The organism is Thioalkalivibrio sp. ALgr1 (genome assembly GCF_000378285.1).
GTDB lineage: Bacteria > Pseudomonadota > Gammaproteobacteria > Ectothiorhodospirales > Ectothiorhodospiraceae > Thioalkalivibrio.
The window spans coordinates 1-13,215 of the sequence record NZ_KB905138.1 but is presented as its reverse complement, the minus strand read 5'-3'; the positions used below and the strand labels follow the sequence as shown (position 1 = coordinate 13,215).

At 62.3% G+C, this 13,215-nt stretch carries 27 protein-coding genes; all 27 read right to left on the bottom strand.

Annotated features, from left to right (window positions below):
* Positions 1 to 5: 5 nt before the first annotated feature.
* Positions 6 to 626, bottom strand: a complete 621-nt coding sequence (gene rpsD / locus F466_RS0112445; protein WP_012983508.1) for a 30S ribosomal protein S4 — start codon at positions 624 to 626, stop codon at positions 6 to 8.
* Between the two features lie 15 nt (positions 627 to 641).
* Entirely contained in the window at positions 642 to 1,031 is a 390-nt protein-coding gene (gene rpsK, locus F466_RS0112440) for a 30S ribosomal protein S11 (RefSeq protein WP_012983509.1), read from the bottom strand.
* A gap of 21 nt (positions 1,032 to 1,052) precedes the next feature.
* Complete coding sequence (gene rpsM / locus F466_RS0112435; protein WP_012983510.1) at positions 1,053 to 1,409, bottom strand: 30S ribosomal protein S13; 357 nt, start codon at positions 1,407 to 1,409, stop codon at positions 1,053 to 1,055.
* A gap of 66 nt (positions 1,410 to 1,475) precedes the next feature.
* On the bottom strand, positions 1,476 to 1,589 hold the full coding sequence (gene rpmJ / locus F466_RS0112430) for a 50S ribosomal protein L36 (RefSeq protein WP_012983511.1): 114 nt from the start codon (positions 1,587 to 1,589) through the stop codon (positions 1,476 to 1,478).
* A 36-nt stretch (positions 1,590 to 1,625) separates the two neighbouring features.
* Positions 1,626 to 2,972 (bottom strand): preprotein translocase subunit SecY, encoded by a 1,347-nt coding sequence (gene secY, locus F466_RS0112425; protein ID WP_018994260.1) that lies wholly within the window; start codon positions 2,970 to 2,972, stop codon positions 1,626 to 1,628.
* Positions 2,972 to 3,406: a 50S ribosomal protein L15 gene (gene rplO / locus F466_RS0112420; protein ID WP_018138192.1), complete on the bottom strand. Its 435-nt coding sequence runs from the start codon at positions 3,404 to 3,406 to the stop codon at positions 2,972 to 2,974. Before rplO ends, secY begins: the two co-directional genes overlap by 1 nt.
* Positions 3,407 to 3,409: 3 nt before the next feature.
* Positions 3,410 to 3,589 carry a 50S ribosomal protein L30 gene (rpmD, locus tag F466_RS0112415; RefSeq protein ID WP_018138193.1) on the bottom strand — a complete coding sequence of 60 codons (180 nt, stop codon included), beginning with the start codon at positions 3,587 to 3,589 and terminating at the stop codon, positions 3,410 to 3,412.
* A gap of 2 nt (positions 3,590 to 3,591) precedes the next feature.
* Positions 3,592 to 4,098 carry a 30S ribosomal protein S5 gene (gene rpsE / locus F466_RS0112410; RefSeq protein WP_018138194.1) on the bottom strand — a complete coding sequence of 169 codons (507 nt, stop codon included), beginning with the start codon at positions 4,096 to 4,098 and terminating at the stop codon, positions 3,592 to 3,594.
* Positions 4,099 to 4,125: 27 nt separating this feature from the next.
* Complete coding sequence (rplR, locus tag F466_RS0112405) at positions 4,126 to 4,476, bottom strand: 50S ribosomal protein L18 (protein WP_018138195.1); 351 nt, start codon at positions 4,474 to 4,476, stop codon at positions 4,126 to 4,128.
* Between the two features lie 10 nt (positions 4,477 to 4,486).
* On the bottom strand, positions 4,487 to 5,017 hold the full coding sequence (rplF, locus tag F466_RS0112400; RefSeq protein ID WP_018994259.1) for a 50S ribosomal protein L6: 531 nt from the start codon (positions 5,015 to 5,017) through the stop codon (positions 4,487 to 4,489).
* A 10-nt stretch (positions 5,018 to 5,027) separates the two neighbouring features.
* Positions 5,028 to 5,420 carry a 30S ribosomal protein S8 gene (gene rpsH, locus F466_RS0112395; RefSeq protein WP_018138196.1) on the bottom strand — a complete coding sequence of 131 codons (393 nt, stop codon included), beginning with the start codon at positions 5,418 to 5,420 and terminating at the stop codon, positions 5,028 to 5,030.
* A gap of 13 nt (positions 5,421 to 5,433) precedes the next feature.
* A complete protein-coding gene (gene rpsN, locus F466_RS0112390; RefSeq protein ID WP_018138197.1) occupies positions 5,434 to 5,739 on the bottom strand; it encodes a 30S ribosomal protein S14 in 306 nt (101 codons plus the stop codon).
* Between the two features lie 13 nt (positions 5,740 to 5,752).
* Positions 5,753 to 6,292 (bottom strand): 50S ribosomal protein L5, encoded by a 540-nt coding sequence (rplE, locus tag F466_RS0112385; RefSeq protein ID WP_018138198.1) that lies wholly within the window; start codon positions 6,290 to 6,292, stop codon positions 5,753 to 5,755.
* Positions 6,293 to 6,308: 16 nt separating this feature from the next.
* Entirely contained in the window at positions 6,309 to 6,623 is a 315-nt protein-coding gene (gene rplX / locus F466_RS0112380) for a 50S ribosomal protein L24 (protein ID WP_018138199.1), read from the bottom strand.
* Between the two features lie 7 nt (positions 6,624 to 6,630).
* Positions 6,631 to 6,999, bottom strand: coding sequence for a 50S ribosomal protein L14 (gene rplN / locus F466_RS0112375; RefSeq protein WP_012983522.1), 369 nt, complete (start codon positions 6,997 to 6,999; stop codon positions 6,631 to 6,633).
* Between the two features lie 21 nt (positions 7,000 to 7,020).
* Positions 7,021 to 7,287 carry a 30S ribosomal protein S17 gene (gene rpsQ, locus F466_RS0112370; protein WP_018138200.1) on the bottom strand — a complete coding sequence of 89 codons (267 nt, stop codon included), beginning with the start codon at positions 7,285 to 7,287 and terminating at the stop codon, positions 7,021 to 7,023.
* Between the two features lie 4 nt (positions 7,288 to 7,291).
* Positions 7,292 to 7,483: a 50S ribosomal protein L29 gene (gene rpmC, locus F466_RS0112365; protein WP_018138201.1), complete on the bottom strand. Its 192-nt coding sequence runs from the start codon at positions 7,481 to 7,483 to the stop codon at positions 7,292 to 7,294.
* Complete coding sequence (rplP, locus tag F466_RS0112360) at positions 7,483 to 7,896, bottom strand: 50S ribosomal protein L16 (protein ID WP_012983525.1); 414 nt, start codon at positions 7,894 to 7,896, stop codon at positions 7,483 to 7,485. Before rplP ends, rpmC begins: the two co-directional genes overlap by 1 nt.
* A 12-nt stretch (positions 7,897 to 7,908) precedes the next feature.
* Positions 7,909 to 8,589, bottom strand: coding sequence for a 30S ribosomal protein S3 (gene rpsC, locus F466_RS0112355; RefSeq protein ID WP_012983526.1), 681 nt, complete (start codon positions 8,587 to 8,589; stop codon positions 7,909 to 7,911).
* A gap of 2 nt (positions 8,590 to 8,591) precedes the next feature.
* On the bottom strand, positions 8,592 to 8,930 hold the full coding sequence (gene rplV, locus F466_RS0112350; RefSeq protein ID WP_012983527.1) for a 50S ribosomal protein L22: 339 nt from the start codon (positions 8,928 to 8,930) through the stop codon (positions 8,592 to 8,594).
* Between the two features lie 9 nt (positions 8,931 to 8,939).
* Positions 8,940 to 9,212 (bottom strand): 30S ribosomal protein S19, encoded by a 273-nt coding sequence (gene rpsS / locus F466_RS0112345; protein ID WP_012983528.1) that lies wholly within the window; start codon positions 9,210 to 9,212, stop codon positions 8,940 to 8,942.
* A gap of 12 nt (positions 9,213 to 9,224) precedes the next feature.
* Complete coding sequence (rplB, locus tag F466_RS0112340) at positions 9,225 to 10,046, bottom strand: 50S ribosomal protein L2 (RefSeq protein ID WP_018138202.1); 822 nt, start codon at positions 10,044 to 10,046, stop codon at positions 9,225 to 9,227.
* A 2-nt stretch (positions 10,047 to 10,048) separates the two neighbouring features.
* Entirely contained in the window at positions 10,049 to 10,345 is a 297-nt protein-coding gene (rplW, locus tag F466_RS0112335) for a 50S ribosomal protein L23 (protein WP_012983530.1), read from the bottom strand.
* The gene (rplD, locus tag F466_RS0112330; RefSeq protein WP_018862952.1) at positions 10,342 to 10,947 is read right to left on the bottom strand and encodes a 50S ribosomal protein L4; all 606 of its coding nucleotides are present in this window, start codon (positions 10,945 to 10,947) and stop codon (positions 10,342 to 10,344) included. Before rplD ends, rplW begins: the two co-directional genes overlap by 4 nt.
* A 5-nt stretch (positions 10,948 to 10,952) precedes the next feature.
* Positions 10,953 to 11,597 carry a 50S ribosomal protein L3 gene (gene rplC / locus F466_RS0112325; RefSeq protein ID WP_012983532.1) on the bottom strand — a complete coding sequence of 215 codons (645 nt, stop codon included), beginning with the start codon at positions 11,595 to 11,597 and terminating at the stop codon, positions 10,953 to 10,955.
* Between the two features lie 111 nt (positions 11,598 to 11,708).
* Complete coding sequence (gene rpsJ, locus F466_RS0112320) at positions 11,709 to 12,020, bottom strand: 30S ribosomal protein S10 (protein ID WP_012983533.1); 312 nt, start codon at positions 12,018 to 12,020, stop codon at positions 11,709 to 11,711.
* A gap of 5 nt (positions 12,021 to 12,025) precedes the next feature.
* The coding region (gene tuf, locus F466_RS0112315; protein WP_018994258.1) for an elongation factor Tu at positions 12,026 to 13,215 on the bottom strand (1,190 nt) is incomplete at its 5' end.

Genomic DNA, 13,215 nt, shown 5'->3' with positions numbered 1-13,215 from the left:
TACGGTTACTTCGAGTACAGCTCGACGACGAGCGACTCGTTGATGTCGGCGGGCAGGTCGGAGCGGTCCGGGATCGCCTTGAAGGTGCCCTCGAACTTGCTCGTGTCCACTTCCACCCAGGACGGAAAACCGCTCTGCTCGGCCAGGGTCATGGAATCCTGGATACGCACCTGCTTGCGTGCCTTCTCGCGAATGCTGACGACGTCGGACGGCTGCACCTGGTAGGCGGCGATATTCACCACCTGACCATTGACCAGCACCGCGCGGTGCGAGACCAGCTGACGCGCCTCGGACCGGGTGCTGCCGAAGCCCATGCGATAAACGACGTTGTCCAGACGGCCTTCCAGCAGCTTCAGCAGGTTTTCACCCGTGGAGCCCTTGCGCTGAGCGGCCTTCTTGTAATAGTTGCGGAACTGCTTTTCCAGCACCCCGTAGATACGGCGCAGCTTCTGCTTTTCACGCAGCTGCACGGCGTAATCGGACAGGCGGGTACGGCGTTCGCCGTGCTGCCCCGGGGCTTTGTCCAGCTTGCACTTGGTCTCCAGCGCGCGCGCCCGGCTCTTCAGCCCCAGGTCCACGCCTTCGCGGCGACTCAACTTGCATTTCGGTCCAATGTAACGAGCCATTCTTGAACTCCAGCCTTAAACGCGGCGTTTCTTGGGCGGCCGGCAGCCGTTGTGAGGGATCGGGGTGACATCACTGATGTTCGTGATCTTGAACCCCGCATTGTTCAGCGCACGTACCGCCGACTCGCGACCCGGGCCCGGACCGCGAACCATCACGTCGAGGTTCTTCACGCCGTGCTCGGCTGCGGCCGAACCGGCACGTTCCGCGGCCACCTGGGCTGCGAACGGAGTCGACTTGCGCGAGCCACGGAAGCCTGAGCCACCCGAGGTGGCCCAGCTGATCGTGTTGCCCTGACGATCGGTGATGGTGATGATCGTGTTGTTGAACGTGGCGTACACGTGTGCCACGCCCTCGGCGATATTTTTGCGGACCTTTTTCTTGGTCCGGGTCTGCGCTTGTGCCATGTACCTGTGATCCCAGTCTGATTACTTACGAATCGGGCGACGCGGGCCCTTGCGGGTCCGGGCGTTCGTCTGCGTCTGCTGGCCGCGCAGCGGCAGGCCGCGACGATGACGCACCCCGCGATAGCAGCCCAGATCCATCAACCGCTTGATGTTCATGCTGATCTCGCGGCGCAGATCCCCTTCCACCGGAATGCGATCGATCTGCGCACGCAGAGCGTCGACTTCGGCATCGGTCAGATCCCGCACCTTGATTTCCGGACGCACACCGGCGGCCTCGCAGATCTGGCGGGCCCGAGTCGGGCCAATGCCATAGATCGCGGTCAGCGCAACCACGGTGTGCTTCTGGTCAGGAATATTGATTCCAGCGACGCGAGCCATCCAACATCTCCATCAGAAACCGGCAAAGCCGGCTATAGTAGCAATGAATACCAGTGACGCCAAGCCTTAGCCCTGACGTTGTTTGTGGCGCTTGTCCGAGCAGATCACGCGGACCACGCCATTACGCCGGATCACCTTGCAGTTGCGGCAGATCGGCTTTACGGATGCCCGTACCTTCATGGTCTTTCTCCTTCAACGGATTCCCAACGGGATGGTCTAGCGGATCCCGGTCCCGCCGAATCCCTTCAGATTCGCCTTTTTCATCAGTCCTTCGTACTGGTGCGACACCAGGTGCGATTGCAACTGGGCCATGAAGTCCATCACTACGATCACGATGATCAGCAGCGAGGTCCCACCAAAGTAGAAGGGCACGTTCCAGTACAGGATCAGGAACTCCGGCAGCAGACACACGGCGGTAATGTACACCGCACCCACCGCGGTCAACCGGGTCATGACCCCGTCGATAAACCGTTCCGTCTGGACGCCCGGCCGGATACCCGGAATAAAGGCGCCCTGCTTCTTCAGGTTTTCCGCCGTATCGCGCGAGTTGAACACCAGCGCGGTATAGAAGAAACAGAAGAAAATAATCGCCGCCGCGTAAAAGCCGACGTACAGCGGCTGACCGGGCGCAAGCGTCGTCGACAGCTCGCGCAGCCAGTCCATGCCTTCGGCCTGTCCAAACCATTGCCCCAGGGTCGAGGGGAACAGAATGATACTCGACGCGAAGATCGGCGGGATCCCCCCCGCCATGTTCAACTTCAGCGGCAGGTGGGAGGACTGTCCACCGACAACCTTTCTCCCGACCTGGCGTTTCGCGTAGTTGATCGTGACGCGCCTCTGTCCGCGCTCGACGAACACCACGAAGGCCGTCACCGCGAGCGCCAGCACGATCAGGATCACCACAAACGCGGCCGCCAGCTCACCGGTACGCGCAAGCTCCAGGGTGCCGCCAATCGCACCCGGCAGACCCGCCACGATCCCGGCGAAGATGATGATCGAGATACCGTTACCAATCCCGCGCTCGGTGATCTGCTCACCCAGCCACATCAGGAACAGGGTACCCGTCACCAGCGAGACGACCACCGTAAAGATGAAGATGGGTCCCGGGTTCAACGCCATCGGCATGCCCTGAATGGTCTGCCCGTTGAGCGCGATCCCGATGCCGATACTCTGAAACAGCGCCAGCGCCACAGTCCCGTAGCGCGTGTACTGCGTAATCTTGCGGCGGCCCTGCTCGCCTTCCTTCTTCAGCTGCTGCAGCGCCGGCACGGTCGCGGCCAGCAGCTGCATGATGATCGCCGCCGAAATATACGGCATCACCCCGAGGGCGAAGATCGACAGCCGCTCAAGCGCACCCCCGGAAAACATGTTGAACATGTCCAGGATCGTGCCGCTTTGCTGTTCGAAGAACTGCGATACGGCGACTGGGTTAATCCCCGGCACCGGGATAAACGTCCCGATGCGGTAGACGACCAGAGCGCCCAGCACGAACAGCAGGCGTTGACGCAACTCGGTAAAGCCGGTGAGCCCGCCACCGGATCGTGCTGTCGCTCCACGCGCCATTATTCGGCCTCGACGCTCCCGCCGGCCGCCTCAATGGCTGCCTTGGCCCCCTTGGTCACGCCCACGCCCTTGACGACGCAGGCCTGGGTGACTTCACCGGACGCGAAGATCTTCGCGGTCTGGGTAATCTCGGGAATAACGCCAGCCTTCTTCAGGCTCTCCAGCGTGACCTCACCGTCAACCTTGGCCAGCTCGCTCAGGCGAACCTCGGCGGAATAGCGCTGCTTGCGCGACCGAAAGCCCACCTTGGGCAAACGGCGCTGCAACGGCATCTGACCGCCTTCGAAGCCGGTCTTGGTGAAGCCGCCGGAGCGCGACTTCTGGCCCTTGTGGCCACGACCGCCGGTCTTGCCCAGGCCGGAGCCGATGCCACGCCCCACGCGCTTGCCCGGCTTGCGGGCACCGGCGGGGCTCGAAATGTCGTTGAGTCGCATAGGTCAGACTTCCTCTACCTTCAGCAGGTACGACACCTTGTGGACCATACCGAGATTCTCGGGGGTGGCCTCGATCACAGAGGTGCTGTGGGTCTTGCGCAGGCCGAGGCCGCGAACACAGGCCTTGTGATTCTTCAGCCGTCCGGCGGTGCTGCGCACCAGGGTCAGTTTCAGCTTGCTCATGACTAGCTCGTCACTTCGTCGACAGTCTTGCCGCGCTTGGCAGCGACACGTTCGGGCGAGTTCACCTTGGTGAGCCCGTCGATGGTCGCCTGCACGACGTTGATCGGATTGCGCGAACCAACACACTTGGCCAGCACGTTGTGCACACCCGCCACCTCGAGCACCGCGCGCATCGCACCACCGGCGATGACACCCGTACCCTCGGAGGCCGGCTGCATGTAGACCTTCGCGGCGCCATGACGGCCGTTGACCGCATAGTGCAGCGTGCCGTCCTTCAGTGAGACATCACGCATCTCCTGACGCGCCTGCTGCATCGCCTTCTGGATCGCCTGCGGGACCTCACGGGCTTTGCCGTAGCCAAAGCCAACGCGGCCTTCGCCATCGCCAACCACGGTCAGCGCGGCAAAGCGGAACTGACGACCGCCCTTGACCACTTTGGCCACGCGGTTCACGCCGATCAGCTTTTCTTGCAGGCCGTCCGTGGCTTCGCTTACATCATTACGTGCCATTTATCTTCTCCGGTGGGTCGCGTTGGACTAGAACTGCAGGCCGTTTTCACGGGCGGCGTCGGCCAGGGCCTTCACCCGTCCGTGATAACGAAAGCCCGCACGGTCGAACGCGACCTGTTCGATTCCGGCTTTCTTTGCGCGCTCGGCAATCGCCTGCCCCACACGGGCCGCCGCGTCGGCGTTCCCGGTGTTGCCGGCGCTTTTCAGATCCTTCTCGACGGTAGAGGCAGCAGCCACCACCGCGTCGCCCGAAGGCGCAATGATCTGGGCATACATGTGGCGCGGCGTCCGGTGAATACAGAGACGATGCACCCCCAGCTCGCGGATCTTGAACCGCGCGCGACGCGCTCTCTTAAGTCTGGCCTCTTTCTTGTCCACTGGTGCCTACCTACTTCTTCTTGGCTTCTTTACGCACAATGCGCTCGTCTTTGTACTTCACGCCCTTGCCCTTGTAGGGCTCCGGCGGGCGGAAGGCGCGAATGTTCGCGGCCACCTGGCCCACCTTCTGGCGATCCGTCCCCTTCACTACGACCTCGGTCGCGCTGGGCGTCTCGATCGTGACCCCTTCGGGCACTTCAAACTCGATCGGGTGCGAGTAGCCTAGCGTCAAATTCAGCTTGGCACCCTGCATCTGCGCGCGGTAACCGACGCCCACCAGCTCGAGTTTGCGCTCGAAACCCTCGCTCACGCCGTGCACATGGTTGCCCAGGATGGCACGGATGGTACCCGCAAGAGCGCTGTTCTTGGCGTGTTCGTTCGGCTTCACCTGAACGACACCATCTTCGACGGTGACCGTGACGGCTTCGGGGCAGCTCAGCTGCAACTCGCCCTTCGGGCCCTTGACCTTGATCTCGCCGTCCGCCTGCTCCACGGCCACGCCGTTGGGCAGCTTGATCGGCAGGTTTGCAATGCGCGACATGGCTGATTCCTCAGTAAATCTTGCAGAGGACCTCGCCGCCCTGGCCGGCGGCCCGGGCTGCGCGATCACTCATGACACCCTGCGGCGTGGAAATCACCGCGACACCGAGCCCCTGGTTAATACGCGGGAGCTCGTCCTTGCCGCGGTAGATCCGCAAGCCCGGGCGGGAGATCCGTTCAACGCTTTCGATGACCGGACGCCCCTCGAAATATTTCAGCTTCACCACCAGCTTCTTCTGCGCGACCTCGCCCTCGACCTGGACGTCGCCCACATAGCCCTCGTCGGCAAACACCTTGAGGATTCGCTCCTTGGCTTTGCTGAACGGGATCGCGACCTGCTCCTTGTTCGCGCGCTGCGCATTGCGCACGCGGGTGAGCATGTCGGAAATCGGATCGGTCATCATTGCTTCTGTCTCCTTACCAGCTCGACTTGCGCAGGCCCGGGATTTCGCCCTTCATGGCGTGCTCCCGCAGCTTGTTCCGCCCAAGGCCGAACCGACGGTAATAACCTTTCGGGCGACCGGTGACGCCACAGCGGTTTGTCTGTCGCACCGCCGCGGAATCACGCGGCAGCTTCTGCAATGCATGCATCGCGGCCAGGCGTTCCTCGGAGGACTTGGTTTCGTCCACCAGGATGGCCTTCAGTTCCGCACGCTTTGCGGCATATTTCTGGACCAGATGGGCGCGCTTCTTCTCGCGCTCGATCATCGATGTCTTCGCCATGTGCGCCTACCTCTTAGTTCCGGAACGGGAAACGGAAGGCTTCTAGCAGGGCCTTGGCTTCCTCGTCCGTCTTCGCGCTGGTTGTGATCGTGATGTCCATGCCGCGAATCTTGTCGACACGGTCATAATCAATCTCGGGAAAGATGATCTGTTCCTTGATGCCCATGGAGTAGTTCCCACGGCCATCAAACGCCTTTGCGCTGAAGCCACGGAAATCCCGCACACGCGGCAACGCCACGTTGATCAGGCGATCCAGAAACTCGTACATCTGCCGACTACGAAGGGTCACCTTGCAACCGATCGGATAGTCGTCACGGATCTTGAACCCGGCGATCGACTTGCGGGCCTTCGTCACCACGGGCTTCTGCCCGGCGATGGCCGTCATGTCGCTGACCGCATGTTCAATGATCTTCTTGTCCGCAACTGCATCACCCAGACCCATGTTCAGGGTTACCTTGGTGACACGCGGGATCTCCATCACGTTGGCATAGCTGAACTGCTTCTGCAGCGCCTGCTTCACGTTGGATTCGTATTCTTCTCTCAAGCGTTCCATAAACCGTCCGTCCGCGTTATGCGTCCACGACCTCGCCGTTCGATCGGAAGACACGGACCTTGCGGCCATCTTCCAGGGTCTTGAACGACACGCGATCACCCTTGTCGGTTGCCGGGTTAAAGAGCATCACATTGGAGACATCGATCGGCATTTCCTTCTCGATGATCCCGCCCCCGATCCCACGCTGGGGATTGGGCTTCTGATGCTTCTTCACCATGTTGATGTTCTGGACCAGGACCTTGCCATCCAGCACCTTGATGATGGTGCCTCGACGGCCCTTGTCCTTTCCTGCGATCACGACGACGTCGTCGCCTTTGCGAATCTTATTCATGACGACCTCACAGCACTTCCGGGGCGAGGGAGATGATCTTCATGTACTTCTCCCCTCGCAGTTCACGCGTCACCGGCCCGAAGATACGAGTGCCGATCGGCTGATGCTGATTGTTCAGCAGCACCGCCGCATTGCGGTCGAAACGAATGATCGAACCGTCGGGGCGCCGAACACCCGCGGCGGTGCGCACGACGACCGCATTATAGACGTCGCCTTTTTTGACCTTGCCGCGCGGGATGGCGTCCTTGACGCTCACCTTGATCACATCGCCCACGCGCGCATAGCGACGGTGCGAGCCGCCCAGCACCTTGATGCACTGGATGCGACGGGCGCCGCTGTTATCGGCGGCCTCGAGAACGGTCTGCATTTGAATCATGACTTCTCTCCCAGCGGCCGATTAAAGCGCGTCTTGCCCGACCACTTCGATCAGGGCAAAGCGCTTCTGCTTGGACATCGGCCGGCACTCACGGATACGCACACGGTCACCCATGCGCGAGACATTGTCTTCGTCATGGACGTGCAGCTTGGTGCTGCGCCGAATGAACTTGCCATACAGCGGATGACGCACGCGGCGCTCGACCAGGACGGTGCGGGTCTTGTCCATCTTGTCGCTGATCACGCGCCCAACGACGGATCGCTGGGTTTTGGAGACTTGCTCGGTCATCTTCTTAGCCTGCCTTTCGTTCGTTCATCAGCGTCTTGATCTGCGCGATCTCGCGCCGGACCTTGCCCACCCGGTCGGGGCGCGCCAGCTGGCCGACGGCCTTCTGCATGCGCAGCCCGAATTGCTCCTTGTAGAGCGCCTCGAGCTCAGTGCTGAGCTCGTCGTCGGATTTCTTTCTCAGTTCGCTCGCTTTCATCACATCACCTGCCGACGGGTAAACACCGTCTTCACCGGCAATTTGGCTGCCGCCAGACGCATCGCCTCACGCGCGACGTCCTCGTGCACACCTTCCATTTCGTAGAGCATGCGACCAGGCTGCACCTTGCAAACCCAGTACTCGACGCCGCCCTTACCCTTACCCATACGGACTTCAAGCGGCTTCTTGGTCACCGGCACATCCGGGAACACCCGAATCCAGATCTTCCCGCCACGCTTGATGTGGCGGACCATCGCGCGACGCGCGGCCTCGATCTGGCGAGCCGTAATCCGGCCCCGCTCGACGGCCTGCAGGCCGTACTCGCCGAAGCTGACCTTGGCGCCGGTCGAGGCCATGCCCCGGTTACGGCCCTTGAACTGCTTGCGGAACTTGGTTCTTTTTGGCTGCAGCATGATCTTTCAGTCCTAGCTCGCGTTGGCGGCGGCACGGGTCCCTTCGGTCGGCTCCAGGCCAAAGACCTCGCCCTTGAAGATCCACACCTTCACGCCAATGATCCCGTAGGTGGTCCGCGCTTCGGCAAACCCGTAGTCAATATCAGCACGCAGGGTATGCAGCGGCACGCGGCCTTCGCGGTACCACTCGGAGCGCGCGATCTCGGCGCCGTTCAGGCGACCGGACACGTGCACCTTGATGCCCTGGGCGCCGAGGCGCATCGCGTTGCCGACGGCGCGCTTCATCGCGCGGCGGAACATGATGCGGCGCTCCAGCTGCTGCGCGATCCCTTCGGCCACCAGCTGGGCCTCGATCTCGGGCTTGCGCACCTCTTCAATATTGATCTTGACCGTGCCTTTCTCGAGACCCGTCTCGCGGGCCACGTCCTGGCGCAGCTTCTCGATGTCTTCGCCCTTCTTGCCGATCACGATGCCCGGACGCGCGGTCTGGATCGTGATATGCGCGGCCTTCGCCGGGCGGGAGATGCTGATGCGGCTCACCGACGCGTGGGCCAGTTTCTTCTGCAGAAACTCGCGCAACTTGATGTCGTTGTTCAGCGTCTCGCCAAACTCGCGGCCGTCGGCGTACCAAGTGGCCGACCACGGGCGAGAGATGCCCAGGCGGATGCCGGTCGGATGTACTTTCTGACCCATGCTTAGGCTCCCTTCTCGCTAACGCCGATGACGATATGGCTGGTGCGCTTCAGGATGCGGTTACCGCGGCCTTTGGCACGCGCGTGCATCCGCTTGAGCACCGGCCCTTCGTCGACCTGGATGCGCGAGATGCGCAGCTCGTCGATGTCGGCACCGTCGTTGTTCTCCGCGTTCGCGATGGCGGACTCCAGCACCTTTTTCACAATGGCGGCCGGCTTCTTCGCGCTGAACGTGAGTTCGTTGAGCGCCTCTTCCACCCGCAGGCCACGCACCTGGTCGGCGACCAGGCGAGCCTTTTGCGGGGAGATCCGCGCGAAACGCAGTTTTGCAATCGTTTCCATCGTTCGTCCTCAGCGCGACTTCTTGTTCGCGATATGACCCTTGAAGGTCCGCGTCAAGGCAAATTCGCCCAGCTTGTGGCCCACCATGTTCTCGTTGACGAGGACAGGCACGTGCTGCCGGCCGTTGTGGACGGCGATGGTCAACCCGACCATCTGCGGGATGATCATCGAACGCCGGGACCAGGTCTTGATCGGTCGACGATCGTTCTTCTCGACCGCATCTTCCACCTTCTTGCGCAGGTGGTGGTCGACGAACGGGCCTTTCTTCAGTGAACGCGGCATGCTGGGACTCCGTTACTTCTTACGCCGACGAACAATCATGCCGTCGGTACGCTTGTTATTGCGGGTCTTGTAACCCTTGGTCGGACGACCCCACGGGGTCACCGGATGACGGCCAAAGTTGCGGCCTTCGCCACCACCATGCGGGTGATCGACCGGGTTCATGGCGGTACCACGCACGGTCGGGCGGACACCCTTCCAGCGCTTGGCGCCGGCCTTGCCGTATTTCTTCAGGCTGTGCTCGGAGTGGCCAACTTCGCCCACCACGGCGCGGCACTCGGACAGGACGCGGCGCATCTCGCCCGAACCTAGACGCAGGGTGGCGTGCTGTCCTTCGCGGGCCACGACCTGCGCGGACGTACCGGCGGAGCGAACCATCTGGGCACCCTTGCCAGGCTTGAGCTCGACACAATGCACGGTGGTACCGACCGGGATCGAGCGTAGCGGCATGGCGTTGCCCGGACGAATCGGGGCCTGGTTACCACTCGCGACCTGATCACCCTGGTTCAGACCCTTCGGCGCGATGATGTAGCGACGCTCGCCGTCGGCGTACAGCAGCAGGGCCAGGTGGGCGCTGCGGTTCGGATCATACTCCAGCCGCTCGACCCGCGCCGGCACGTTGTCCTTGTTGCGCTTGAAGTCGACCACACGGTAGCGCTGCTTGTGACCGCCACCCACGTGCCGCGTAGTAATACGGCCCGTGTTGTTGCGACCGCCGCTACGGGTCTTCTTCTCGACCAGCGCGGCATGCGGCGCACCCTTGTACAGGTTGTCGCCACGGATCTGCACCGCGTGACGACGACCGGCCGAAGTCGGATTCGTCTTGATAATCGCCATGACTAGACCTGGTCTCCTTCACCCATGTCGATGCTCTCGCCTTCGGCCAGCGCGACATAAGCCTTCTTCCAGTGATTGCGGCGCCCAAAAAGGCGCCCAAAGCGCTTCTTCTTGCCCTGCTGGTTCAGGGTGCGGACATTCTCGACCCGCACCTGGAACAGATGCTCGACCGCCGCCTTGATTTCTTCTTTGCTCGCGTCGGGCAGCACGCGGAACACGTACTGACCGACCTCGCCGGCCATGGTGGATTTCTCGGAAACCACCGGGCCCTGAATTACCTGCATCAGACGCGCATTCATGCCAGCCACTCCTCAACCTTGCGGATCGCCGCTTCGGTCATCACGACCGTCTCCGCGCCGACCAGATTGGCCGGATTGATGCCGGCAACGTCGACGATGTCGATATGCGGCACGTTACCCAGCGCACGAGCGGTCATGTCATCCGCCTCGGCCAGCACGACCAGCCCCTTCGCGAGACCCAGCTCCTTGAGCTTCGCAACGCCGTCGCGGGTCTTGCCCGATGCCACGGCGAAGTCGGCCACCACCTTCAGCCGTTCTTGACGGACCAGCTCGGAGAGGATCGACGCCATCGCGGCGCGATACATCTTCTTGTTCAGCTTCTGCGAGAAGTCCCGGGTGCGCGCCGCAAAGACTTTGCCACCACCGGTCCACAGCGGGCTGCGGATCGTACCGGCACGGGCGCGGCCCGTGCCTTTCTGGCGAAACGGCTTCGCACCACCGCCGCTCACGTCGGAGCGCGTCTTCTGCGCACGGGTGCCCTGGCGCTGCCCCGCGAGGAACGCGACCACGCTCTGGTGCACCAGCGACTCGTTAAAGTCGCGCTCGAAGCACACGGGCGACAACTCTACGCTGGCACCGGTATCGGCTGTCGTTACTTGCATTGTCTTCAACCCTTCGCCTTGACGGCCGGACGAATCATCACGTCAGTGCTGGGCGCACCCGGCACCGCGCCCTGGATCAGCACGAGGCTGCGATCCGCATCCACCCGAACAACCTTCAGGTTCTGGATCGTCTTGCGCTCGGCGCCCATATGGCCCGCCATCTTCTTGCCCTTGAACACACGACCCGGGCTCTGGTTCTGCCCGATCGAACCCGGGGCGCGGTGCGCCAGCGAGTTACCGTGGGTCGCGTCTTGCGTGCGGAAGTTATGACGCTTGACCGCACCCTGGAAACCCTTGCCCTTGCTCTGAGAGGTCACGTCAACGACCTGACCTTCCTCGAAGCGATCAACCGTGATGGCGTCACCCGGGGCCAGGCCCTCGAGCTCATCCGCCTCAACACGGAATTCCCAGAGACCGCGCCCAGGCTCGACCGAGGCCGCAGCATAGTGCCCCGCTTCGGGCTTGCTGACCCGGGACGCCTTGCGTGCGCCGGCCGTCACCTGGACCGCGTTGTAGCCGTCGCCTTCACTGCGCTTGATCTGGACCACGCGATTGTTGTCCACCTGCAGCACAGTCACCGGCACGGAGACGCCGTCGTCAGTGAAGACGCGGCTCATGCCTAGTTTGCGACCGATGAGTCCAATGGCCATTGCAAAACCCCTTCCGTATCGAACGGCGCTGGCAAGCGCCCTAAAGCCGTGGCCCGGCGAACAATCCCGCCGGGCCACGGAAAGCCCAATAGTATGGCAGAAAGTTACGAGTTAGTTAAGTCGAATCTGAACATTCACGCCCGCGGCGAGGTCCAGCTTCATCAGGGCATCCACGGTCTTGTCGGTCGGATCGAGGATGTCCATCAAACGCTTGTGCGTACGCAGCTCGTACTGGTCTCGCGCGTCCTTGTTGACGTGCGGCGAGATCAGGACCGTGTACGACTCACGCTTGGTCGGGAGCGGGATGGGCCCCTTCACGCGGGCGCCCGTGCGCTTCGCGGTTTCGACGATCTCGGCCGCCGAGCGGTCGATCAGTCGATGGTCAAAGGCCTTCAGGCGAATTCGGATACGCTGGTTTGCCATCTCACTCACTCAATAATCTTGGATACGACGCCGGCGCCGACGGTGCGGCCGCCTTCGCGAATCGCAAAGCGCAGACCATCTTCCATCGCGATCGGGCTGATCAGCGACACGGTCATCTTCACGTTGTCACCCGGCATCACCATCTCGGTGCCTTCCGGCAGCTCCACCGAACCCGTCACGTCCGTCGTGCGGAAGTAGAACTGCGGGCGATAACCATTGAAGAACGGGGTATGACGACCACCCTCGTCCTTGCCCAGGATGTACACCTCGGCCTCGAAATGCGTGTGCGGGTTGATCGAACCCGGCTTGCACAGCACCTGACCACGCTGCACTTCGTCGCGCTTGGTACCACGCAGCAGAATGCCCACGTTGTCGCCCGCTTCGCCCTGGTCCAGCAGCTTGCGGAACATCTCGACACCGGTGACCGTGGTCTTCTGGGTGTCGCGGATACCGACAATCTCGATTTCCTCGCCCACCTTGACCACACCGCGCTCGATACGACCGGTCACCACCGTGCCGCGGCCGGAGATCGAGAACACGTCCTCCACCGGCATCAGGAAGTCGCCGTCCACGGCGCGTTCCGGCTCCGGAATCCAGGTGTCCATCGCTTCGACCAGCTTGTAGATCGCCGGCGCGCCCACTTCGCTCTCGTCACCTTCCAGCGCCTTCAGCGCGGAACCGGTGACCACCGGGGTGTCGTCGCCCGGGAAGTCGTAGGAAGACAGCAGGTCGCGCACTTCCATCTCGACCAGCTCGAGCAGCTCGGGGTCGTCGACCATGTCGGCCTTGTTCAGGAACACCACGATGTACGGCACACCAACCTGACGCGCCAGCAGGATGTGCTCGCGGGTCTGCGGCATCGGGCCATCGGCCGCGGACACCACCAGAATCGCGCCGTCCATCTGCGCCGCACCCGTGATCATGTTCTTCACGTAGTCCGCGTGCCCAGGGCAATCCACATGCGCGTAGTGACGAATGTCGGATTCGTATTCCACGTGCGCCGTGGCAATCGTAATCCCGCGCGCCTTCTCTTCCGGCGCATTGTCGATCTGGTCAAACGCACGGGCTTCACTGCCGTACTTCTTGCCCAGCACCGCCGTCATCGCCGCCGTCAGCGTGGTCTTGCCATGGTCCACATGACCAATCGTCCCCACATTCACATGCGGCTTCTTACGCTCGAACTTTTCCTTGGACA